This is a genomic window from Rufibacter ruber, from assembly GCF_001647275.1.
Lineage (GTDB): Bacteria > Bacteroidota > Bacteroidia > Cytophagales > Hymenobacteraceae > Nibribacter > Nibribacter ruber_C.
In genome coordinates, this window is the sequence record NZ_LRMM01000019.1 from 1 (window position 1) to 23441 (window position 23441).

Sequence of the window (23441 nt, forward strand, 5' to 3'; positions counted from 1 at the left end):
GGTGCTGTTTTCGCCTGTTTTTTTAGAAAACAGGCCGAAAACAGCACCCCGAAATGTGCATTAACTGGACTTAGTTCTTTCGGCCAGAGCCGCTTTTCTTGCCGCCGCCGTCTTGTTTGTTCACGGTGGCCCAGGCACGCTTTTCTGCTTCTTCCTGTGAAACGCCGCGTTTTTCATAGCCTTCTTCTATGTGCCCGGCTTTGCGCTTCTGCTTGTCTGTGTACGCTGATTTATCTCCCTGTGGCATAGCTTTCTGGTTAATGATACATAAGGCAGTATACGGTTGCGACTAAAAAGGAGCCTACGGTTTGCAGTGGCAGAGCACTTCCCGCTGAATGGGGGCCGTCTTATAGTCTGGCAAGGAGAACTCTTTCATGTAAATCACAGAAAGTTCGTTTATCTGTTCTTCTTTGGGGTGTTCCTCGTTCCAGCGGCGAAGCAGGTAGAAGCAATAGTAGGGCCGCATGTACGCGTTGGGCGAGAACAGGTAGTTCTCTGAGTATTTACGCCAGCGGTCATTCTTGAAGAGGCTCACCACACTGGCCGGTTTGGCAGTGTCAGGCTCTTTGCCTTGCTGGTTGAGGTCAACCTTAAGGTTAGAATTGGTGATGCCTTCCAGAATGTACCAGCATCATCTTTAAAGACGTTGGGCGCAAACATACTCCAGTTCTGGTCCAACCTGGGGACTAGGGTGGCCAGGTGCAACTGCTGGGGTACGGTAAAGTACGGTTTGCCCAAGGTGCCCAGGTTCCACCAGAAAGCCAGAGCCAGGGCGGTCAGAACCAGGCCTTCCCGGAGGTAGTGGCCGTGCAGTCTTTCTGCCCACCGGGGTTTGTTCCAGGCCACGTTCACGTGCACAGACAGAGGGGGGCGCAAGTGGGTGCCCAGCCTGGACCACCGTTGCTGTACCCGGGAAAAGCCCACCCGCAGGCGTCGGTCCAGAAAGTCCATGGCGGGGGTGGGCAGCAGGCCAATGACCGCTGAGATACTGATGAGATAGAAAAGCCCCACGTACAGGGTCAGGCTAATGCCTATGTGCAGGCCAATGATGGAGAAAATGAACAGCAGCCGGAACCACGTGTTCTTCCAGGGGATCAGGAGGATAAACGGCAGGTACAGCTCCCCATAGTAAGTGGCATGGGTGAGAAACTTCATGAGCTGAGGGTACTGGTACAGGATTCGGCCGCCGGGCATCAGGATCTGGTCAAGGCTGAGGGCGTAGTAGAGGGCGGTACCGTCTGTGGTCCAGTCTGGGCCAGATTTGAGCAAGGCGGTAAACACATACACCCACGCCACCTGCAGAAGATAGGCAACGGTGGCTGCGCCGAAGTAAGAGGTGGAGAGATTCTTTTCGACCGGAAGGTCACGGCGGGCATCCAGGGAATAATGGCGGTGCCACGGCAGGAACATACCCCAGAACAGCAGCATGCGCAGCAAACCGTCACCTGACTGGGAGATGAGCGGGTTCCGGTTCTGGAGGGAGAGCAGCAGCAGCCAGGAGATAAACGTGGCCCAGCGGGTGTGGTACCCCAGCAGCAAAGAGACAGCGGCCACCGCGGCCACGGCAAACAGGAGCGCCTGGAACTGCCACATACCGCTAAGGGCGTGCAAAGAGAAAAAATACTGGTTCCAGGCGTTGGCGTGGAGCACGTGCAGCGGCAGCACGCCCATGTTGGAGTAGTGTGCCTCTAGGTCAGAAGCCCTGATGGCGATATCTAACAGCAGCACGCTCGCCACCCAGATGCGCATGAGGGAAAGGGCGCGGGTGTCTGCATAAAAAATGCGGTGCAGGTATTGCTGAATCAGATGCATGCGGTAATTACGGAGTGGGTGAAGGAAGAAAGCAGGAAAGGCAAAACCTTTCGGTCTTGCCTTTCCCAATTATCTAAACAGCACTTTTGTGCCTGTGGCTTCTACTAGCGGGCGGTGGTGCCAGTAGTACCAGTGGTGGTGCCAGTTGTGGTTCCTGTGGTAGTTCCGGTAGTGGTGCCGGTAGTAGTACCAGTTGTTCCAGTAGTACCGGTGGTAGTGCCAGTAGTAGTTCCTGTTGTTCCGGTAGTACCAGTTGTACCAGTGGTGGTGCCGGTGGTGGTACCAGTTGTAGTACCGGTGGTACCTGTTGTACCAGTGGTGGTTCCGGTGGTGCCATAAGTGGTACCGGTAGTGCCAGTGGTGCCGGTGGTGGTACCGGTGGTGGTGTCATCAGTAGTACCAGTGGTCTCAGTGCTCATGTCTGTGGTGGTGGTATCAGTGGTTGTTTCTGAACTGCCAGAGCAAGAAGTCAACGCCGTAGCGGCTACCAACGCAGCTGCCGCGAACACATTTAAAAATGATTTTTTCATAGTTTTAACAGGTAATAGTTGAATAAAAGTTGTTTTTGTTTCAGCTTCCTGCTGTACGAGACGTTTTTAGAAAGGTGTTCTTTAGACAGAAAAAAAATTTCATTGAAAAGTACTTTCCCGCATTTGTCTTGGCCTGTTTAACATAAAAGAAGGGTGTGTTTTGAATCTTTAGAAGAAAACAGGCAGCCGAGAAGTTTGCCAAGGCAGTATGGGAACACAAGTTGTGACAACGTATTAAAGAAGAAATAGCGCAGCCGCAGGCACCTGCCGCCCTTTATGTCAGCCCGTGCCCAGAAGTGGGCAGCATCAGAACAAGAGCAGTGTTTGCGGGTACAGGAAAATTAAGTTGTAAGCAGCACAGGGCTTTCCAGCTCTGGGCCACGTTTGCTTCTGTTTTAGGGCTGTTTTTTGAAAAACAGCCCTAAAACAGAAGTACGCCAGACCTGAGGGCAGGCATAAACTGACATTGCGGCAGAGGCTGCAAAAGAAAACCCAAGACAGACGCCATGCACGCCGCAAAGAGGGCTGCTCCATTGTCTAAATATCCAACTCCGGCAGTTTCTGTGCGTACCCTCTATTATTAAAGTGAACGCCATGGCTACAGCGGTTTCTTCTTCTACAGTGCTGTTTGACGGGGTGTGCAACCTCTGCAACGGCTTTGTGCAGTTTGTCATCAACCATGACCCGGAGGGCAAGTTTACCTTTGCCTCTCTGCAGTCAGAGACGGGGCTGCAGACCTTGCGCGCCCACGGTTTCCCCACCCAGCAGTTCAGTACGGTTCTGCTCCTTGAAAACGGGGAGCTCTACTCCCGCTCCACTGCCGCGCTGCGTATTCTGCGGGGCCTGCGCGGCGGGTGGTCCTGGCTTTACGGTTTTATCCTGGTGCCCCGGTTTCTGCGCGACCCCCTCTATGACTGGGTGTCCAGGAACCGGTACCGCTGGTTTGGGCAGCAGGAAAGCTGCATGCTCCCCACCCCTGAGCTCCAGGCGAGGTTCCTGTAGGGCACCTTAGAACATCTTCATGGGGCCGGGGCAGACACGCCGTCACGGGTTCTTCGCCTCACTTTTTCCTGTTCCTCTATAGAGAAAAGGTGTTTTTGACCTGTTTTTGCCAAAACAAGCCAAAAACGTGCATTTCTTTGCCGATTTCATGCCGTAAGTTTGTATGTTTAATACAAACGAACATCTGTGGAAAAAATAGATTCCTTTCTTGCCGAAGCCAGCAGTCTGGCCTGGGGCATGCCTTTGCTGATCTTGCTCATGGGCGGCGGCCTGTTCCTGATGCTGTACTGCCGGTTTGTACCGTTCCGTCATTTGGGGCATTCACTTGAAATCCTCAGCGGAAAATATGTTGATCCCAATGCCCCGGGGCAGATCAGTCCGTTTCAGGCCATGTCTGGGGCGCTGGCGTCAACCATTGGCATGGGGAACATCAGCGGTGTGGCCGTAGGCATTGCCATGGGCGGCCCCGGTGTGCTGTTCTGGATGTGGGTGAGCGCCCTGGTGGGCATGGCTACCAAGTTCTTCACCTGTACGCTCTCTGTCATGTACCGCGGCCGCAATGAGCGCGGCGAGGTAGAGGGCGGCCCCATGTACATGGTCACTGAGGGGCTGGGCCGGAAATGGAAGCCGCTGTCCGTCCTCTTCGCCGCGGCGGGCCTGATTGGTACACTGCCGTTGTTCCAGTCAAACCAACTCACCCAGATTGTGCGCGATGTGGTACTGGTGCCCAGCGGCATGATAGGGGAAGATGCTTTTGTTGCCAACCTGTTCATGGGGCTGGCTTTGGCCTTGCCCGTGGCCATCATCATGTTTGGGGGCCTTAAGCGCATAGCCAACGTGGCCACCAAGCTGGTGCCGCTCATGGTGGTGCTCTACACAGGCTCTGTGCTGTACATTATTTTTGTCAATCTTCCGGCGGTGCCGAACATGTTTGCCATGATCTTTGAAGACGCCTTCAGCGCCGAGACCATGTTGGGAGGGGCCGTGATGCAGATCATTATCTTAGGCGCCCGCCGCGCGTCTTTCTCCAATGAGGCCGGTATTGGAACCGCCGCCATGATGCACGGCGAGTCCATGACCAATGAGCCGGTGCGCGAAGGGCTGGTGGCCATGCTGGAGCCGTTCATTGACACCATTATTGTCTGTACCATGACCGGTTTGGCCATTCTGGTAACGGGCGTCTGGCAGTCTGGTGATACCAACGGAGTCAGCATGACGGCTGCCGCCTTCAGTGAGGCCATGCCCGTAGTAGGCAAGTACCTGCTGGTGCTCTGCGTGTTCATCTTCGCGTTTACCTCTCTGTTCTCTTACTGCTACTACGGCGCCAAGTGCTTCACCTATCTGTTCGGGTTCAAGTACCGGAAGGTGTATGACTACTTCTACATCTCCACCGTGATCATTGGCGCAGTGATCACCCTGACGTCTATCATCAACCTGATTGACACCGCCTTCGCCCTCATGGCAGTCCCTACCATGGCGTGTGCGCTGTTCCTGGCGCCTAAAGTGATGGCGGCCGCGCGTGATTATTTTGGCAGAATGAAAGCAGAGCGCGAAAGGAGTATCACGTAGCAAGTAGCACGTATCAGATAGCAAGATTCGGGCTTCCGTTTTCGGGCTGTTTTTCCAAAAACAGCCCGAAAACAGAATTATTTTTTACGCTGGCGCGAGTCTAAAGACTCGTGACAAAGCCTGCGGCGAGTCTCCAGACTCGCCGGGAACCACAAACCGGTAATACTTGCGAAATGGAGTCTGGAGACTCCACGCACCCATCGGCACGAGTCTGGAGACTCGCGCCAGAAAACGTCCTGCCGCCAGTTTGAGTGCGCCCAAACTGGCGGCAGGACGTTTTTCCGTTTTTAGGCTGTTTTTCCAAAAACAGGCCAAAAACGGAAAGAGGCGGTTCCCATAAAGGAACCGCCTCTTTATAAATCATCGTGCTACGTGATACGCGCTACTTGATACTCACAGGCTACATACTCAGGTACAGGTTGCGCTCACCGTAAATCTTGGTGAAGTACTCATCTTCCAGGTTGTCAATGAAGTAGATGGCCTCACCGGTAGATTTCATCTCTGGCCCCAGTTCCTTGTTCACCTCTGGGAACTTGCTGTGGGAGAACACCGGCACTTTGATCGCGTAGCCTTTCTTCACCGGGTTGAAGGTGAAATCGGTTACCTTCTTCTCGCCCAGCATCACTTTGGCGGCGTAGTTCACGTACGGCTCCTGGTAAGCTTTGGCAATGAACGGCACGGTGCGGCTGGCACGTGGGTTGGCCTCAATGATGTACACCGTCTCGTTCTTGATGGCGAACTGGATGTTGATCAAACCCACCGTGTTCAGCGCCAAGGCGATTTTCTTCGTGTACTCCTCAATCTGGTTCATCACGTTCTCGCTCAGGTCAAACGGAGGCAGCACCGCGTACGAGTCACCGGAGTGGATACCGGCCGGTTCAATATGCTCCATCACGCCTATGATGTGCACGTTCTCGCCGTCACAGATGGCATCGGCCTCTGCTTCAATGGCACGGTCCAGGAAGTGGTCCAGGAGTACGTGGTTGCCCGGGCTGTCTTTCAGGATGTCCAGCACCTGCGCTTCCAGCTCCTTCTCATTGATGACAATCTTCATGTTCTGGCCACCCAACACGTAGCTAGGACGCACCAGCAGCGGGAACTTCAGGTCTTTGCAGACTTCCAGGGCTTCCTCGGCAGAGGTTACGCTCGCAAACGGAGGGTACGGAATGTCGTTTTCCTTGAGCAGGGTAGAGAACGCGCCGCGGTCTTCGGCCAAATCAAGGCTCTCATAGGTAGTACCCATGATCTTGATGCCGTAGCGGGTGAGTTTCTCGGCCAGTTTCAAGGCAGTCTGTCCACCCAACTGCACGATGACACCTTCTGGTTTTTCGTGCAGAATAATGTCATAGATGTGCTCCCAGAATACCGGCTCAAAGTACAGCTTGTCAGAGATGTCTGAGTCTGTAGAAACGGTCTCAGGGTTACAGTTGATCATGATGGTCTCATAACCACACTCGCTGGCCGCCAAAACGCCGTGCACACAGGAGTAGTCAAACTCAATGCCCTGCCCAATGCGGTTAGGGCCGGAACCCAGTACCACCACTTTTTTGCGGTCGGTGACAATGCTCTCGTTCTCGCCGTCAAAGGTGCTGTAGTAGTACGGTGTCACGGCCTCAAATTCGGCGGCGCAGGTATCTACCATCTTGAACACGCGCTTGATGCCCATGCTGGTACGCTTCTCGTGCACTTCGCTTTCCTTGCAGCGCAGCAGGTACGCCAGCTGTCTATCGGCGAAGCCTTTCACTTTGGCGCTGCGCATCAGGTCTGCCGGAATAGAATCAATGGTATGCTTCAGAACCTCGCGCTCAGTAAGCTCCAGCTCCTCAATCTGCTGCAGGAACCAAGGGTCAATCTTGGTCACCTTCTGAATGGTGCTGGTGGCTACGCCGAATTTCATGGCGTCTTTGATGGTGAACAGGCGGTCCCAGCTAGGGTTGGCCAGGCTGTCCATGAGCTGGTCATAGTTGGTTTTCTCTTTGCCATCGGCGCCCAGGCCGTTCCGCTTAATTTCCAGGCTCTGGCAAGCTTTCTGCAGCGCCTCCTGGAAGGTACGGCCGATGCCCATCACTTCACCCACAGATTTCATCTGCAAGCCCAGTTTCTTGTTGGCACCTTTGAACTTGTCAAAGTTCCAGCGGGGTATTTTCACAATCACGTAGTCCAGCGCGGGCTCAAAGAACGCCGAAGTAGTCTTGGTGATGGAGTTTTTCAGTTCGTCCAGGTTATAGCCAATGGCCAGTTTGGCGGCTACTTTGGCAATAGGATACCCGGTAGCTTTAGAAGCCAGCGCCGAAGAGCGGCTCACGCGCGGGTTAATCTCAATGGCAATGATGGTGTCATCTTCTGGGTTCACCGAGAACTGCACGTTACAGCCGCCGGCAAACTGCCCAATGCCGTTCATCATTTTAATAGCCAAATCGCGCATCTGTTGGTAGATGGTGTCTGGCAGGGTCATGGCTGGGGCCACCGTGATGGAGTCACCGGTGTGGATACCCATGGGGTCAAAGTTCTCAATGGAGCAGATGATGATCACGTTGCCGATGTTGTCACGCAACAGCTCCAGCTCGTACTCTTTCCAGCCCAAAATGCTCTGCTCCACCAACACCTCATGGGTAGGGCTGGCGTGCAGACCGCGGGTCAAAGCGGCGTCAAATTCCTCTGGCGTGTTCACGAAGCCACCGCCGGTTCCCCCCAAGGTGAACGACGGACGGATCACGAGCGGGAACCCGATTTCCTGGGCAATTTCCTTGCCTTCCAGGAACGAGGTAGCCGTGTTGCCTTTGCAGACATTTACGCCCAACTCAATCATGAGCAAACGGAATTTCTCGCGGTCTTCGGTGGTTTCAATGGCTTTGATGTCTACACCAATGATTTTCACGTTGTACTTCTTCCAGATGCCGGCTTTCTCGCAGTCAATGGCCAGGTTGAGCGCGGTCTGGCCGCCCATGGTAGGCAGTACCGCATCAATCTGGTGCTTCTCCAGAATCTCAATAATCGACTTCTTCTCCAGCGGCTTCAGGTACACGTTGTCCGCGGTGATGGAGTCGGTCATGATGGTGGCGGGGTTGGAGTTGATGAGGGTGACCTCAATCCCCTCTTCGCGCAGCGAGCGGGCGGCTTGGGAGCCGGAGTAGTCAAATTCACAAGCTTGGCCAATCACAATAGGACCGGAACCAATGATCAGGACTGACTTGATGGAATTATCTTTGGGCATTAGTAAAGCGGTATGTATAAATTGCCCAAAGTTAAGGCAGAAAGTTTAGAAATTAGGGAAAAACTTGCCAAAACGGGTAAAAAAAAGTTAAGGTATTCACCGCTTTCCTTCTAAGTAAGAAAAAGGGCACTTATAGAAGCACTGCAGCTACCAGGGCAATCAAGGCCACATAGGCCACAGAATAGGCAATGACAGGAATTGCCAGAAACCAGATTCTGGCCTTGTATGGATCTGCGTCTGTTACCGTAGTGACTCCCCGGTAGCTGACATACACAGAGTAGTAAGACATGAAGAGCAGCAGGGCCGTGGAGAAGGTGTCCCAGGCCGTTAAATCAGCGTACGGGTCATTGGGCTTCTCATTGATAAAGGTACAGACCAGGCCAATCCCTAAGATGGCGGTGTTCACCACCACACTGGAATACAGATACAAACTTCTGGAGAGGCTAAGGTTAGAAGTGCCGCCCGCCCATTTCAGGCGCACGTTGTAAAACCAGCCGGCAATGTAATACCATAGCCACCCCCCAAACAGAGCGGTAAAAAGAACGGTGATCCAGTAGCCGGGCCATTCATTCAGCATGCTGCTCTCCAGGGTGCCCCTCATCTCGCTTTTCATTAATTGGGCGTCTATGCGGTCTACGCCATACCCCAACCCGTACAGCACGCTGGCCATGGCAAAGAAGTTAGCTCTGCCTTCTGGGGTGAAATGGTGGGCGAAGAAGGTTTTAGGAGCCAGAAAGAGGGTTTGCCAGAAGGCAAGGGGGCTGGCTGGCGGGCCCGTAGGAAGTTCTTCGTCATCAGGGGGGGTGAGCACGGGGCCGGGCAGTTCTGCAAAGTGTTCAGGCGGCATAGGCGGGAGGGGAAGGGGAGGCGTTCCTTCCTTGTTGAAGGTAACAAATAATCTGTGATGGTCCTGTTTTTTTGAAAACAGAAACAGAGCAATGTCTGTTATCCTTCTAAATCAATTATTCTCTGTAATTTTGGCCTCCCTCCCCCAGAAGTCTCTATTCCATTCATTTTTTAGTGCATGCAGCTCTACCGTCAGCTTTCACAGGTTGGGTTTCTGAGAACCTATTCTGTCAAGTTCCTCTTTGTGGCATTTCTGGGGATCCACATTCCGTTGATCGGGATTATCATCTTTATTGCGCTGAACTCCGGGCATTCGTTCACCTCCTGGGGCATTATTGCCTACACGCTGGCGTTGACCCTGGTGGCAACCGGTATTACGCTGGTGATCCTGAACCAGCTGATCAAACCCATTCTGCTGGCCAAGGAGGCGTTGCATGGGTATTTGATCAACAAAGAGCTGCCCAGCCTGCCAGAGCAGTACACAGATGAAATAGGCGTGTTGCTGCGAGACATCCAGACCACTGTCACCTCTGTAGACAGCCTCTTGCAGGAAAAGCGGGACCTGGTCTCCATGCTGTCTCATGACCTGCGTACGCCCACCATCACCATTCTGGATGTGGTGCGGCTGCTGAAGGAGAGCCCAGAGGAGCAGGAGAGTCTGCCGCAGTATCTGGAGCAAATAAAGAACGTGGGCGAGAAGCAGCTGCAGCTTATGGACACTGTGCTCACATTGCTGAAAAATGAACAGCGCATGGAAGCCGCCATCCAGAAGAAAACCGTGGTGCTGGCCCCTATGATCAGGGGTACCATATTGCAGCTGCACCATCTCATGACCCAGAAAAAGCTGCAGATCAAACAACACGTGCCGGCCACGCTCAAAGTGAACGTAGACCCCTCCTCTTTTGAGCAGGTGCTCAGTAACCTGATGGTCAACGCCGTCAAGTTCTCCCACCCCGGCCAAACCATTTCCATTGAGGCTGAAGAAAAGGAGAGCCGGCTGTACCTGCACTTCAAAGACCAGGGAATTGGCTTTGCCTCAGATGCCAGGGAGAAAATCTTTGACCGCTTTACCCAGTTCCGGCAGTTGGGCACTGCCGGCGAAGCCACCAACGGGGTAGGGCTGTATCTCTGCCAGAAAATCATGCGCCAACACGGCGGGGCGTTGGTAGCGCACAGTGCAGGGGTGGGGCAAGGCGCCACCTTCACCATTGAACTGTCTAAAAACTAGCCAGAAAGAAGCTGTAAAGAGAATCTAGGTTTCTGTTTCGGGCTGTTTTTCAGAAAACAGCCCGAAAACAGAAACCGGTTTTTGCCAGGTATGTTGCACAGGCTTCACTTTTTCTTTTACAAGAAAAGGTGAAGCTTTTTTGCGTTTAAACTGTTGCGTACCTACTTTGCTGAGAATTGCCTTACCGTATTTGCTTTTGGTGGTGCTCATAGGCTATCTATGCCCCGGCCAAAGCAGGCGCTAAACACTATGTAAAGACACGTTCTGGATAGGTTTTCCGCAACGAAAGAGCTAAGGTTGAAGCTGGTAGGCGGGCCCAGGAAAACAGAAGTACTTCTGGCACTTCTGCCACGGGCCCTGCCAGGGCAGGAGGAACTTAGTTACAGGCCAGCCGTATTAGAAGGTTCACTCTTTACTTTACTCTGAAAAGGGTAGAGATGTGTATAGTACTAGAAAGGCATTGATTTTGCTGCCGCCGGCTCTTTGAGAGAAAAGGGCGGGCAGAGAAAAATTAACTTTTCATCGGTTTTCCTTTTTTTATGGGTTCAGAATCAGAGGTTATTTCAGCCTTTTCACAAAAAGAGCAGACAGAAAACCGGTATCAGCTGCTAATTGACAGCGTTACAGATTACGCAATATTCCTGCTGGATGAAACCGGTCACGTAGCCACCTGGAACGCGGGGGCCAGACGCATCAAGGGGTATGAGCAGGAAGAGATCATTGGCAAGCATTTCTCCTCGTTCTACACGCCAGATGCCATTGCCAGGGACTACCCGGCCTACGAGCTTAGGGAAGCCATTGCCTGCGGCCGGTTTGAAGACGAGGGCTGGCGCGTGCGCAAAGACGGCTCGGTTTTCTGGGCCAACGTCATCATCACCCCGGTATATAACGCCGCCCGCACCCTCATTGGTTTTTCTAAAGTCACCCGTGACCTGTCTGAAAGGAAGAAGGCCGAAGATGACTTGTACAAGGCGTATGAAGAGCTGAAAGACAGTGAAGAGCGGTACCGGCTACTAATAGAAGGCGTTACAGACTATGCCATCTTTATGCTGGACCCCGCCGGGCACGTGGCCACCTGGAATGCCGGAGCCAGAAGAATCAAAGGGTATGAGCCCCATGAGATCATTGGCAAGTACTTCGCTAAGTTTTACAGCAAAGACGCCGTGCTCTCCGGCTACCCTGAATACGAGCTGAAAGAGGCAAAGGCCAAAGGCCGGTTTGAAGACGAGGGCTGGCGGTACCGCAAAGACGGCACCCCTTTCTGGGCCAACGTAGTCATCACGGCCATTTACAACAAGGAGAACGAGCTGCTCGGTTTCTCAAAGATCACCCGTGACCTCACAGAGAAGAAACAGCTGGAAGAGCAGTTGTTCCGGATTCATGAAGATCTGAAAGAAAGCGAGGAGAAAACGCGCATGCTGGTAGAGAGCGTGAGAGACTACGCCATCATCATGCTCAACCCAGACGGCCTGATCTCCAGCTGGAACGCCGGGGCTGAACGCATCAAAGGCTATAAAGCCAAGGAGATCATGGGGAAACACTTCTCCGCCTTCTACTCCCGCGAGGCCGTGGCCAGTGGGTTTCCGCAGTTTGAGTTGCAGCGGGCGCTGGCAGTCGGGCGTTTTGAAGATGAAGGCTGGCGCATCAGAAAAGACGGCACCGCCTTCTGGGCCAATGTGATCATCACCCCTATCCACAATGAAGACAAACGGCTGCTGGGCTTTGCCAAAATAACCCGTGACCTGACTGAGCGCCGCCGTAATGAGGAGCTGATGCAGAAGAACATGGAGCTGGTCCGGATCAACAATGACCTGGACAACTTTGTCTACACCGCCTCCCATGACCTCAAAGCGCCCATTGCCAATTTAGAAGGACTCCTCACGGCCCTGCAAGATGATTTAGGTACGGCAAAAGACCAGTTCAGTGGCATTCTGGGCATGATGGGGGGAGCCATCTCCACGCTAAGGAGGGTGATCACAGACTTGGCAGATGTGACCAGGATTCAGCAAGACAAAGATGAGGTGGAAAAAGTGGAACTGCATGATATTCTGGCCGAAGTCAAAGACAGCCTGCGTGATTTGATTTACGCTACCGGGGCAGAGATCATTGTAGACACCTTAGAGTTTGAAAGTGTGAAATACTCCCGCAAGAACCTGCGCAGCATTCTCTACAACCTTGTATCTAACGCCCTCAAGTACGCACACCCGGAAAGGCCCCCTAAAATTACCATCCGCACCAGAATGGCAGAGGCGGGGGAGCAAGTGCTCTCTGTGGCTGATAATGGGCTGGGAATCCCAGAAAACCAGATATCAAAAGTGTTTGCCATGTACAAACGCGTGCATGACCATGTAGAAGGCTCTGGTATTGGCCTGTATCTGGTGAGAAAGATCCTGGACAACTCAGGGGACAGGATCACCCTGGAAAGCAAAGAAGGTGTAGGTTCTGTCTTCTATGTGTATTTCCACCAAAGGCATTCTGCCACCACCCGCAGTTAGCGGGAAGAGGCTGTAAAAATTAGGTAAATGCGTTTTGGGGCTGTTTTTACAAAAACAGCACGCATTTTGTTTACGAAGAAATCTCCCGCCGTTCCCACTCGGTGCGCAGTTTGAGCAAGGGCAGTAGCTCTTCCAGGTACCAATGCTGCAGCTCGTCGCTGGCGCGGAAGGGCGTGAGGTCTACCGGCAGTTCGTCTTTGAGGTGCTGCATGCGGGCGGTGTGCACCAGGCGGGAATCCAGCACCACAAACGCGCCTTTGTCTTTTTCGCGGCGCACCAGCCGCCCGAAGCCCTGCCGCAGCTTATGCTGACTGGCCGGATAGTAGAACTTGCTCCAGAACAGGGCGCCCTCCACCTCACGGCGGTGCGCCACCAGCGGGTTCCCCAGAGACGGATTAGGCAGCCTAAACACAATCACCTGTGAGAGCGTCACCCCCGGAAAATCAACCCCTGACCACATGCGGTCCAGCCCCAGCAAGACCGAGTGCTCCTCCTGCCGGAACCGCCTGATTTCCCAGAGGCTGGTGCCTTCCTGTTTGAGCAGTTCAATGTCATAGGCGGGCAGGCGGGGGTGCAGCCAGCGGTAGGCGTCTTCCATGTCGCGGCGGCTGGTGAAGAGCACCAGCGTGCGGCCATTCAGCGCCACTATGCACTTGAGCAGCGTTTCCATAGAAGTCTGGAGCCAGTTCTGCTTCTGCGCCTGCGCCATTTTATGTTCATAGCAGGGTATGAAGGCGGGCACCACGGCGTGCACTTTTTCCTGCTGCTCATAGTTGAACGGTGAGAGGTAGCGCACTTCCTGCTCAAACGGCTCCTGGCGGCCCAGCTGGTTCCTGAAATACTGCGTGTTGCCCGCTACGTACAGCGTGGCCGAGGTGAACAGCAGGCTAGGATACACGTGCTGCAGTTTCTCCATCTCGTCTTGCAGGTAATATGGCATCTTGCAGACGGCCCAGTTCTGGCTGCCCTTCTCCAGCACGTGAATCCATTTGCGGGCCGGGAAGTCGCTGGTGATTTTCTGGAGTGTCTCAGCAAACTCGGCGGCTTTTTCTTTGTAGGTCTCCAGACGGCTGAAGGTCTTGTCCTCAGGCTTTTTGAGGAGCTTTAGAATTCGGTCTATCTTGCCCGCTACAAACTGCACGGCGGTGAGCAGTTCCTGTAGCGCCTGCTCAATGTCAGCGCTGAATTCCCGCTTGACCCAGCGGCCTTCTTCCTGCAGAGAGATTTCCTCCTGCCACCGCTGCTCGCCCCCCGGGATAGGCAAGGCTTTAATCAGTTCGCCGCTGGCTCTGATGGTGTCACAGTCGCGGTGAATGGAGTCAATCTCGTCCAGTACCAGCAAAGAGGTTTCGGTTTCTACGTGGTGCGCAACCCGCTCTGCCACCACGGTTAAAAAGCCTTTGCGTTTATCTGTGCCCAAAAGCGGACGCAGGAGCCGGGCTTCCAGCACGCCAATATTAAAATTCAGGCTCAGGGCGCTCCGCGCGAAGTCGGGGAACTGGTCGGCCTCGTCAATGATGCAGTGCTGAATGGTATCTGTGAGCTTGGGCGGCAGCTGCAGCAGCTTATGGTGGTTGGTCACAATGATATCGGCCGCATAGGCCTGCTCCATGTGGCGGGCGTAGGTGCACTTGGCGGGTTCCAGGCACAGCTTGGGCACGCAGACTTCCTGGGCGTTGGCCTCAGTGAGCAGGCGGTACGTATCTGGCAGAATGGCCTTGATGTTCTGCGGAATTTCCTCTACCTCGCCTTGGGTATGGTGCACGCGCAGCACCAGGTAGAGCCAGCTCAACCCTTCGCGTACGGTGCCTTTCTCCTGCACCACCAGCTCATCATATAAATCCAGCAGCGCTGATACGCACACGTAGTTGTTTTTGCCTTTCACAATGGCGGGCCGAAGGTGCGCGTGCAACCCGCCCTTGAACCGTAGCCTGGGGATTTCGCCCTGCATGACCTGTTCCTGCAGGTTTTTGGTTGCCGTGGCCACCACCACCTTGCGGCCCGGGTTCAGCCGAAGCAGCTCGGCGGCCGCCATGAGGTAGCCCATGGTTTTACCCGTGCCGGTTCCGGCCTCGGCCACAAAGGTGCCTTTGCCGGTGAGCGCCTGGTTGCAGAATTGGGCGTACTGGAGCTGGGCGTAGCGTTCCGGCAGGTTGTATTTCCTGTACCAGGCGTGCAACGCGTCATGAATAAGCTGGTCAGACGGCGGCGCAATGTCTACGCGGGGTTTCACCAACGGGGCTTCGGGCACGGTAGGGAGCCAGGAAGTAAGGAGCTCGCGCAGATGGAACGGCAGTACGGGTACGTTTCTGGTAGCGGGCGGCGTGAGCCAGTGCAAATCCAGCGGTTCCAGCGTTTCTACGTGTTCGGCGGCGGCTTGCAGGGTGCGCCAGGCGCTTCCCATGAAGATAGAGCCTAAGTCCAGCACCTGCCGCAGCAGCTGCATAAACAGCGTGGGCTCCCCGTATTCATTCTCAGGTGTGCTGGGAATTTTCTGCAGCAGTACCTCCAGCAGCTGGAAAAGGTGCGTGTGCAGCGCCGCCAGCGCCACGTGCAGGGGCTGGGAGGCCGGTTTTTTCTGAGCCGCGGTGGAACGGGCCACCACGTCACCTATCTCCATAAGGTTGAGGTGCGGCAGAAAGAACGAAGACAGCAGGGCCAGATCGGCGCAGACGGGCGGGGTGGCCATGCCCGCCAGCAGGTACTGTCTGAGCCACGTTTGCTCATGCCGCTCGTGAAAGAAAAAGATGTGCGTGAATTGCGCCAGATGCGCCTGCACCTCACCTTTCTGCTCCTGCCAGGTAGGGGCGCTTTTGGCCTGCTCCCTGCTGATTTTGGACAGTTGCTGCACGCTTCGGCCAAAGGCTACCTCCGGGTTGAAGAACCACTCCCGCAGCACCGCGTTCCCCTTCTGCAACGACAAGACGCCCACCTGCAGCAGCCCGTGCTTAGAGCCGTAGGCGCCGGTGGCGTATAGATGCACAATGGCAAAGTTTGGGGAGTCAGCTTTCATCAGGAGAACCTCTTTCACACGTCTGGCAGACTGCAAAGGTACTTGATGGGAAGGAATTTACCGTAAGATAGTGAAGGGGGCTCTGTAGGTTGCGGGCATTTCCGTTTTCAGCCTGTTTTCAGAAAAACAGCCCGAAAACAGATTGATAGGATTTCTAGAATTATAATTAATTATGTTATTTTTGATATTTTGTATATAATAAATATTACCATAGAAAAGTACTGATGCAAAATCAAGTGAAAAAGATTATTAAGAAATATAGAGTAAAGGATGTGTTTACTCCTTCAACACCTGCAAAGCATTCTTTTGTTGAAAGGGAACAGAAAACAAGCAATAGCTTAGTGAAAGCATTGAGTACACCAGGTAAACAGATTATTATATATGGACATTCTGGTTCAGGTAAAACTTCTCTTTTGTTGAAAACGCTTGAAAGGACCTACGACAAATACATTATAACTCGGTGTATGGAGGGTATGTCCTTTGAAAATTTAATAGCTGATGGTTTTTCTGGACTAGGTAAATATTATACTGAAGAAAAGACAAATACAAAAGGCTTTAAGGTTGCTCCTGAAGTTTCTGCCAGTTTTCTTGGTATACAAGCTAAACTTAATATGGAGATGACATCTTCAGCTGCAGAAAAACAAAAGTTACTTTTACCGCCACAATTAACGCCTCAACAATTAGCCAAGTTCTTTGGTGAAATAAAAGCTTGTTGGGTTCTGGAAGACTTTCACAAGATACACCCTTCTGAGAAAAAGAAGGCGTCACAATTAATGAAAGTCTTTATGGACACTTCTGTAGAATATGAGGATGTTAAATTAATTGCAATTGGTGCTGTCAATGCTGGTAGGCTCGTTATAGAATATGATAAGGAAATGAATAACAGAGTATCTGAGATTCATGTCCCTCTTATGAATAGTGAGCAGCTTAGAAAAATAATATTGAAGGGTGAGGATCTCTTAAATATTAATTTTAGTTATGATGCGATTGATAAAATTGTTAATATTTCTAGCGGATTAGCTTCTATATGCCATCAACTCTGTTTAAACATATGTTTTAACAGAGATATAATGGAAACATCAGATTTAGGGGAGAAATTGACAGTAAGTGATGTAGATGCTGCTATAGAGGAATATATTGAAGAAAGGTCAGACACTTTAAAGTCTCAATTTGATAAAGCTGTTAAGAAGAACAAGAAGGAAGATAATACTAATGAAATTAAAGAATTATTATCTGTATTTTGTAGAACTGATACAGCAGAGATTACCTATGAAGAGCTTCAAACCTACCTGTCTACGCCTCCAAAGAAGTTCCCGCTGCACAAAGTTAAGAATTACTTAAATGAGCTTCAAGCTCCTGATAGAGGAGAGGTTATAGTCTTAGATAATCACTCGGGTAAGTATAGTATCTGTGATCCCTTTGTTAAATCGTATGCTAAATGTAAGATCAAGCAGAGCGGGAATTTAAACATGAATATAAGTGCTCAACATTTCAAATCAATTTTATTTGATGAAATTTTAGCTGCATTTCATAAGCAAATTCATTTAGATGTTAATAATCTAGATATAGAATCAATGGAAAATTTTGATTTCGACGAGGATTAGTTGATTGTTTTTATTCTAAATTTTTCTTCGGTAGTGGTGTACAATATATGATGAAATATCAAAGTCTATATTCTGATTTTACCCCAGCACAGGAACCGCCTATATGTTAAACCAGCGCAGTTTGGCAAATGGCTCTTGCCGAAAGACTTACATTTTAAGATGTCATCATACATTGTAGACCACAGCCTTTTCTTCTTAGAGAATCTTTAATGGCAAATTATTTTCAGCCTCTTTTCTGAATAACAGCCCCACAACGAAAAAAGCCGCACAATGCGTGCGGCTCTTTTCTATATATGCAGTGGTGTGGTTGTATACCAGATTAAGCAACATTCACTTCGGCTAAGGTGGGGTAGTCTGTGTAGCCCTTCTCGCCGGTATTGCTGTAGAACGTATTTGGGTCTGGTTGGTTGAGCGGGGCGTTCTGCGCGAATCTTTCCACCAGGTCTGGGTTCGCGATGAACGGTACGCCGTAAGCTACCAGATCAGCGTTTCCTTCTTCAATCACTTTGTTGCCCGTCTCCTGCGTAAAGCCGCCGTTGATGATGAGCGTGCCGTTGTAAAGCGGCCTGAAGTGCCTGGCTATCTCTTTAATGGCAAACGGCAGGTCGGCTACTTTTTTAGACGCCTCTGTCAGGTGCAGGTAGGCCAGGGTATAGTCGTTCAGGCGTTGCACAATGTACTCAAACGTGGGCGCGGTCTCCTCGTCTACCACAATGCCAAATTGCTGGTGCATAGACGGATTCAGGCGTACGCCCACGCGGCTCAGGTCAATTTCCTCTTTCACGGCGTCCAGCACCTCAAAGAGGAAGCGGGCGCGGTTTTCGGCGGAGCCGCCGTATTCATCTGTGCGCTGGTTAGAGCAGGTGCTGAAGAACTGGTGGAACAGGTAGCCGTTAGACGCGTGAATCTCTACGCCGTCAAAACCGGCTTTCACGGCGTTGGCAGCCGCTTTTTTGAAATCCTGCACAATGCCTTTGATTTCTTCAACCGTTAATGCGCGCGGCGTCACGGTGTCTTGGAAACCCTGCGGCGTGAAGGCTTTGTCATGGGGGTTGATAGCCGACGGCGCCACCGGCAGCTCGCCGTTGTGGAAGTCTGGGTGCGACATGCGGCCCACGTGCCACAGCTGCGCATAAATCTTTCCGCCTTTGGCGTGCACGGCCTCAGTGACCAGTTTCCAGCCGGCCACCTGCGCGTCTGTGTAAATGCCGGGCACGTTGATGTACCCAATGGCCTGCGAACTCACGGGCGCGCCCTCGGTGATGATTAACCCAGCGCTGGCGCGCTGGGCGTAGTATTCTGCTACCAGCGGAGTGGCGGCGTGTGCTTCGTTAGCAGCGCGGCTTCTGGTCATGGGGGCCATTACCAGGCGGTTTTTCAGGTCTAAAGCCCCTTTTTGCAAAGGCTGTAACAGCGGTTGGTTTGATTGAACAGTCATCGTTTTATTTTTTCTTTGTTTTTACATTAGTTGTATATACAACTGTGTGGGTAAAAAATTTTAGCTGCGGTCTCTGATTTTGTCCATCAGTTCGCCAATCAGCGTGGCCTCCTCTGGGTTGATTTGCTTGAACCTGGCTTCCAGGCCTTGAATAATGTTGTCGGTTTCCTTCAGCAGTTCCAGGCCCTTCTCAGTGATGATGATGTCTACCTTGCGGCGGTTCTCGCTGCACTGGCAGCGGGTCACCAGCCCTTTCTCCAGCAGTTTGTCTACCAGGCGGGTAGCGTTGGAGTCACGGTCCATCATGCGCTCCTGGATCAGGCCCAGCGTGGCGGGGTTGGGGTACTGCCCGCGCAGAATACCCAGCACGTTGTTCTGCTGTGACGACAGCCCCAGGGGCTTCAGCTGGCAGCTGAGTTCCTTCAGGAGCCAGTTACCCGTAAACATCACATTCACGATCATGCGGTGATAGGGGCTCTTAAAGGATTTCTGCTTTAACTCGTCTTCTAATCTCATGGGCGTTCGCCGTTGTAGATGCAAATGTAAAGATAACTATTGTATATACAACAATTGTGTAGTCTTAGTTCCGCCCAAACGTAGTTTCCTTTAGGAAAGTCTTGCTCAAAACAGGCACAAGCGGCTGTAGAAGGCAAGGGTTGGGCCCCATGGGCCGAAAAAATGGGAACGCCGCTGCGTTTTGGGGCTGTTTTTCTGAAAACAGCCCCAAAACGCTATTGGGCCAGCACCTGCTCCAGCGCCGGGGTCAAGTCCTCAAACTTGGCGAAGCCGCGGGTAACCAGGTAGAGTTTATCCCCATTCTGCGCCACCATTGACGGGTAGCCTTGAATGCCCCACGCCTGCACCTGCGCAAACTCCTGCTGCGCCTTGAGGCGGTACTGGTCATCAGAGAATTTGGCTTTGAATTCGTCTGCTGTCAGGCCGGCCTCCTGGGCCAGGGGTATGTAGGTTTCTACTTCGTTCAAGTCTTTGCCTTCTTTGAAATGCAGGTCCTGCACGGCTTTGGCGTACTTCACCTGCTGGTCTGGCTGCTGTTCTTTCAAGATGGCCAGGGCAATGGCGGGCGGTTCAGAGTTGGCCACGTAGGTGCCTTTGTCCAGCACGTCTTTCAGGTAGGCATCGCCCATGGTTACGCCAGAGATTTCATTGAGCCGCGGCATGGCCTGCTTAATAAAACTGGCCATGTTGCCGATGGGCCCCACGCGGTCGCCCAGGATCATGCCGCCGCTCAGCACCTCAAAATTAAATCTATCGGCGTACGCCGAATGCAGTTTCTCTATTTGCGGCCCCATGGCAAAGCACCAGCCGCAGAGGGCGTCAGAGATATAGAAAATGGTAGGTTTATTTTGTAAAGTCATAAGTTCTGAGTCTTGAGTCAAGAGTTGAACGAAAGATAGGGAGAAGCGTTTTCGGGCTGTTTTTAGGAAAACAGGCCAGAAACAGATGGCAAAGGTAAGGTGCTTAGGTTTACTGTTTTGCCTGCTGTTGGTTTCTGGCAGTAAACCCATGGTCAAATCACGGCCCCACGGTAGGTAGTACGTGACTCGCCCTCCTACGCATTGAAGATACTCCCCTCTTGGGAGGGGTAGGGGTGGGTTTAATGCATTCCTGATTCTGTTTTACCACGTCATCATGAGCATTTTTGAGGCGGGAGCCGAAAAGGGCTAGCGTAGCTACCGAAGGATCTAACGAAGACATGATTCCTTACTCCCACCACCGCTCCAGCCAAGCCTCTCCCTTTTTCTCTCCCTGTTGTTGTTTGTCACGTTGATCCTTGATGCTCAACCTAACCAAAAGAATCAAGAAGCCCCTGACTCGCTGCCGCTCAGACAGGAGGGGCTTCGTTAAAAGGTACCACCACGCTGCCGTCCTCTGTTCCATAGCTTCTGTTGCCACTGCTGTTTTGAACCGTCCGTCCGTGCTCCTGCTAAGCTCCTCGGCGCCTTCGGCTTCTGCGTCGCCCGCTCCCGCAGGCACTGGTAAGAAAGTGTGCGTTTTTAGCCTGTTTTCAGGAAAACAGGCCGAAAACGCAAAACAATTAACAATCAGCAATTAATTAGGCTTAAGCCGATTCTCCAACATGCGGTTGTTGTACTGCTGAATGAAGGCTTTGAGCTGGTTCTCCATGAAAGTACGCACCTGGGGGAGTTGGTCTTTGAGGTTGTGCTTGAGGAGTTTGTCTTCCTGGTAATTGAAAAGGCCAAGGGTTTTGGTGCCGTCAAACTGTAGGAAATAAGGGCCGTCCATCCATTGGTAGCCGCCCTGGTAACTGATGGCGAAGTTGCCGGCCTGGGGCTGGAGCATGTTCTTCCCGAAGGAGAAGTACGGCTGGTCATAGCCCAGGTAGCCCAGCACGGTAGGCAGAATATCCAGCTGCTGCACCACGCGGTCCTGCTCTACGCCCCTGAAGGTTGAATCGCCGGGGGCGAAGAACAGGAGCGGCACGGCAAAGTTCCCCCAGGCAGTCTGGTATTCCGGGTAGTAGGTGTAGGTGGCCGAGTGGTCAGCGGTGATGACAAAAAGCGTGTTATTATACCACGGTTCTTTGCTGGCTTTCTCAAAAAACTTGCGCAAGGCATGGTCGGTGTAGCCCAGGGTCTCAAAAATCTCAAACGGGCCTTTCTTGAACTTACCTTGGTAGCGGTCGGGCAGTTTGTACGGGTGGTGCGACGAGGTGGTGAATACCGCGCTCATGAACGGCTCCTTGAACGTACTGAGTTTGCCCGCCATGAACTGCAGGAATTCCTCGTCCCAGATGCCCCACATGCCGTCAAAATCGGCGTTGTTGCCGTATTCGGTCATGCCGTAGTACTGCTCCACGCCAATCAGGTTCATGAACGCGTCAAAGCCCATAGAGCCGTTGGGTGCCCCGTGGAAGAACGAGGTGTGATACCCCTTCGCCCGAAGGGTGCGCGGCAGACTCGGTAAGTCATTGCTCACATACTGGGTCAAGACAAACGGCTCCTGAATGCTGGGGATGCTGGTGAGCACAGAGGGCAGCGCGTCAATAGACTTCCGGCCGTTGGCGAAGGAGTTCCAGTACACTTTGCTGTGCAGCATGAGCGAGTCTATAAACGGCGTGAACCCGGTGTAGGTGCCGTTCTCCAGGTGCTTGTTGTAACTGCCCACGGCCTCCTTGCCCAGGCTTTCCCAGATAATGATGACCACGTTCTTAGGTTTGAACTGCACGCTGTCTGCCGGCTGGTGCACCGGGTTGTACAGCTGCGCCAATTCCTGCTCAGAAAAGTACTCCATCTTCTGGTAGCTGGTCTTGTTCAGGGTCCTGATGACCGAAAACGGGGTGTTAAGCACAATGTACATTTCCTGGGGCCGCTCCACAAACTCGCCGGCGTTGCTCAGCGTGATGGGCCGGGTGCTGTGCCGGAAACCGCCGCGCATGCCGCCAATGCACAAACCCACCACAAGCACCGCCAGCACCAGGTTCCAGGGGTAATAAAACCAGGGGTTAAACCTGGCCGGTTTCTCCAGCCTAATACAGTTGTACAGCCACGCCATAAGTGCCACCAGCGCCAGCCAGAGAAGCGGGATGTACCAGAAGTCTACCAGAAAGCTAGCGGCAAACCCGCCCCAGTCCTCATTCCCGAACTCCTTGACCACGCTGCCGGTGGTGCGGCGCAGGGTAAAGCGGTAGTAGATGAAGTCAACGCAGTTGAAGGCCAGGCCCACGCTGTTGCACACCAGAAACACCCATTTTGCTACTTTCTGGTACACCGGGTGGTGCCTGAACCTAAAGGGCAGGAGCAGGAGCACAATGAACAGCAGGTTGGTATAAATCACCGCCGCCAAATCAAACCGCAGGCCGCCCCACATGAGGTAAAGCAGGTCTGGGAAAGACGTTTCAGTGAAGAAGCCTTGGTTGAACAGGAAAAACAGCACCCGGCAGATGCTGTACAGCAGCATGGCCACCCCCAGCGCCAGCAGCAGAAAGATATGTATGCTCTGCCGCAACTGCCACGGCCTAAAGAATTTCATCATGGGTTTCAAGACAAGTGCCGCAAAATTACGCATTTGTTTCATGCGTGAAGGAGTGAATGGTTGAATGCGTGAGTGAAGTGCGTTTTTGGCCTGTTTTGGCAAAAATAGGCCGAAAACAGAGTGCCCAAAGAAGACGTTTTGGATGATGAAGGTACCCTCACTATCAAGTAGAAGCTCTTCCGGATTTGCAATCCGGGAGCAGGTATTCAGGGGATTTGCAATCCCCGGTACGTCGCCTCTGACCCGCAAAAGCGGCAGTTTGCAAATCCGGAGGTAGGGTAATCTGGGATTGTAAATTCCAAATAGCTGAGATAGGGTGGTGCTGCGTTCCTGTTTTCGGGCTGTTTTCCCCAAAACTGCCCGAAAACAGAAAAACCTGGCGGTAAAGAAGAAAAGTAGGGGAAAGGAGAGGGCTTGCGTTTCTGGGCTCTTTTTGGGAAATTAGCCCCAGAACAGAAAAGGGGGGGTACCTGCGGCAGAAATGCGGGAATCTCTGAAAAAGAATCTTCGCCCCGTAGGGGGAAACCGTTCTATCTTTGTCATCATCTTTGAGCAAAAGCGAGAGTAGCTCAGTTGGTAGAGCATCAGCTTCCCAAGCTGAGGGCCGCGGGTTCGAATCCCGTTTCTCGCTCCATTCCCTAACCCTTATCTTGTTGGCATGTGCCGTTTGCCCCTT

17 protein-coding genes and 1 tRNA gene are annotated in these 23441 nt (G+C 52.6%); 6 read left to right on the forward strand and 12 right to left on the reverse strand.

What is annotated here, in order from left to right:
• Nucleotides 1–70 precede the first annotated feature (70 nt).
• From A8O25_RS23400 to A8O25_RS09405, 4 genes are all read right to left on the reverse strand, one after another.
• Nucleotides 71–247 (reverse strand): hypothetical protein, encoded by a 177-nt coding sequence (locus A8O25_RS23400; protein ID WP_169818136.1) that lies wholly within the window; start codon nt 245–247, stop codon nt 71–73.
• A 54-nt stretch (nt 248–301) separates the two neighbouring features.
• Nucleotides 302–535 (reverse strand): hypothetical protein, encoded by a 234-nt coding sequence (locus A8O25_RS23795; protein WP_241498978.1) that lies wholly within the window; start codon nt 533–535, stop codon nt 302–304.
• Entirely contained in the window at nt 532–1812 is a 1281-nt protein-coding gene (locus A8O25_RS09400) for an HTTM domain-containing protein (RefSeq protein WP_241498979.1), read from the reverse strand. Before A8O25_RS09400 ends, A8O25_RS23795 begins: the two co-directional genes overlap by 4 nt.
• 104 nt (nt 1813–1916) lie before the next feature.
• Nucleotides 1917–2342, reverse strand: coding sequence for a hypothetical protein (locus tag A8O25_RS09405; protein ID WP_082893546.1), 426 nt, complete (start codon nt 2340–2342; stop codon nt 1917–1919).
• A gap of 594 nt (nt 2343–2936) precedes the next feature.
• On the opposite strand from A8O25_RS09405, the gene A8O25_RS09410 reads away from it, so the two are divergent.
• Nucleotides 2937–3344 carry a thiol-disulfide oxidoreductase DCC family protein gene (locus A8O25_RS09410; RefSeq protein ID WP_066834038.1) on the forward strand — a complete coding sequence of 136 codons (408 nt, stop codon included), beginning with the start codon at nt 2937–2939 and terminating at the stop codon, nt 3342–3344.
• 186 nt (nt 3345–3530) lie between these two features.
• Complete coding sequence (locus A8O25_RS09415; RefSeq protein ID WP_066834041.1) at nt 3531–4913, forward strand: alanine/glycine:cation symporter family protein; 1383 nt, start codon at nt 3531–3533, stop codon at nt 4911–4913.
• Between the two features lie 400 nt (nt 4914–5313).
• On the opposite strand, the gene carB is transcribed toward A8O25_RS09415, so the two are convergent.
• Nucleotides 5314–8127 carry a carbamoyl-phosphate synthase large subunit gene (gene carB, locus A8O25_RS09420; protein WP_066834044.1) on the reverse strand — a complete coding sequence of 938 codons (2814 nt, stop codon included), beginning with the start codon at nt 8125–8127 and terminating at the stop codon, nt 5314–5316.
• Nucleotides 8128–8257: 130 nt separating this feature from the next.
• Entirely contained in the window at nt 8258–8974 is a 717-nt protein-coding gene (locus tag A8O25_RS09425; RefSeq protein ID WP_066834047.1) for a Yip1 family protein, read from the reverse strand.
• A gap of 177 nt (nt 8975–9151) precedes the next feature.
• On the opposite strand from A8O25_RS09425, the gene A8O25_RS09430 reads away from it, so the two are divergent.
• Entirely contained in the window at nt 9152–10201 is a 1050-nt protein-coding gene (locus A8O25_RS09430) for a sensor histidine kinase (protein WP_066834049.1), read from the forward strand.
• A 24-nt stretch (nt 10202–10225) separates the two neighbouring features.
• On the opposite strand, the gene A8O25_RS09435 is transcribed toward A8O25_RS09430, so the two are convergent.
• Complete coding sequence (locus A8O25_RS09435) at nt 10226–10411, reverse strand: hypothetical protein (RefSeq protein ID WP_066834051.1); 186 nt, start codon at nt 10409–10411, stop codon at nt 10226–10228.
• Nucleotides 10412–10740: 329 nt separating this feature from the next.
• Here A8O25_RS09435 and A8O25_RS09440 point away from each other — a divergent pair, with 329 nt between their 5' ends.
• Nucleotides 10741–12696 carry a PAS domain-containing sensor histidine kinase gene (locus A8O25_RS09440; RefSeq protein ID WP_082893547.1) on the forward strand — a complete coding sequence of 652 codons (1956 nt, stop codon included), beginning with the start codon at nt 10741–10743 and terminating at the stop codon, nt 12694–12696.
• Nucleotides 12697–12766: 70 nt separating this feature from the next.
• Here A8O25_RS09440 and A8O25_RS09445 read toward each other — a convergent pair whose 3' ends face one another.
• A complete protein-coding gene (locus A8O25_RS09445; protein WP_066834053.1) occupies nt 12767–15727 on the reverse strand; it encodes an ATP-dependent DNA helicase in 2961 nt (986 codons plus the stop codon).
• A gap of 218 nt (nt 15728–15945) precedes the next feature.
• Between A8O25_RS09445 and A8O25_RS09450 the strand changes: the two genes are divergently transcribed.
• On the forward strand, nt 15946–17313 hold the full coding sequence (locus A8O25_RS09450) for an ATP-binding protein (protein ID WP_153042680.1): 1368 nt from the start codon (nt 15946–15948) through the stop codon (nt 17311–17313).
• A 319-nt stretch (nt 17314–17632) separates the two neighbouring features.
• Here A8O25_RS09450 and A8O25_RS09455 read toward each other — a convergent pair whose 3' ends face one another.
• The 4 genes from A8O25_RS09455 to A8O25_RS09475 form a co-directional block, all read right to left on the reverse strand.
• Complete coding sequence (locus tag A8O25_RS09455) at nt 17633–18751, reverse strand: alkene reductase (RefSeq protein ID WP_066834060.1); 1119 nt, start codon at nt 18749–18751, stop codon at nt 17633–17635.
• 60 nt (nt 18752–18811) lie between these two features.
• Nucleotides 18812–19267, reverse strand: coding sequence for a MarR family winged helix-turn-helix transcriptional regulator (locus tag A8O25_RS09460; protein WP_066834063.1), 456 nt, complete (start codon nt 19265–19267; stop codon nt 18812–18814).
• A gap of 215 nt (nt 19268–19482) precedes the next feature.
• The gene (locus tag A8O25_RS09465) at nt 19483–20127 is read right to left on the reverse strand and encodes a DsbA family protein (protein WP_066834065.1); all 645 of its coding nucleotides are present in this window, start codon (nt 20125–20127) and stop codon (nt 19483–19485) included.
• A gap of 694 nt (nt 20128–20821) precedes the next feature.
• Complete coding sequence (locus A8O25_RS09475) at nt 20822–22765, reverse strand: LTA synthase family protein (RefSeq protein ID WP_082893549.1); 1944 nt, start codon at nt 22763–22765, stop codon at nt 20822–20824.
• Between the two features lie 558 nt (nt 22766–23323).
• Here A8O25_RS09475 and A8O25_RS09480 point away from each other — a divergent pair.
• Nucleotides 23324–23399 (forward strand) — tRNA-Gly (locus tag A8O25_RS09480).
• Nucleotides 23400–23441 lie beyond the last annotated feature (42 nt).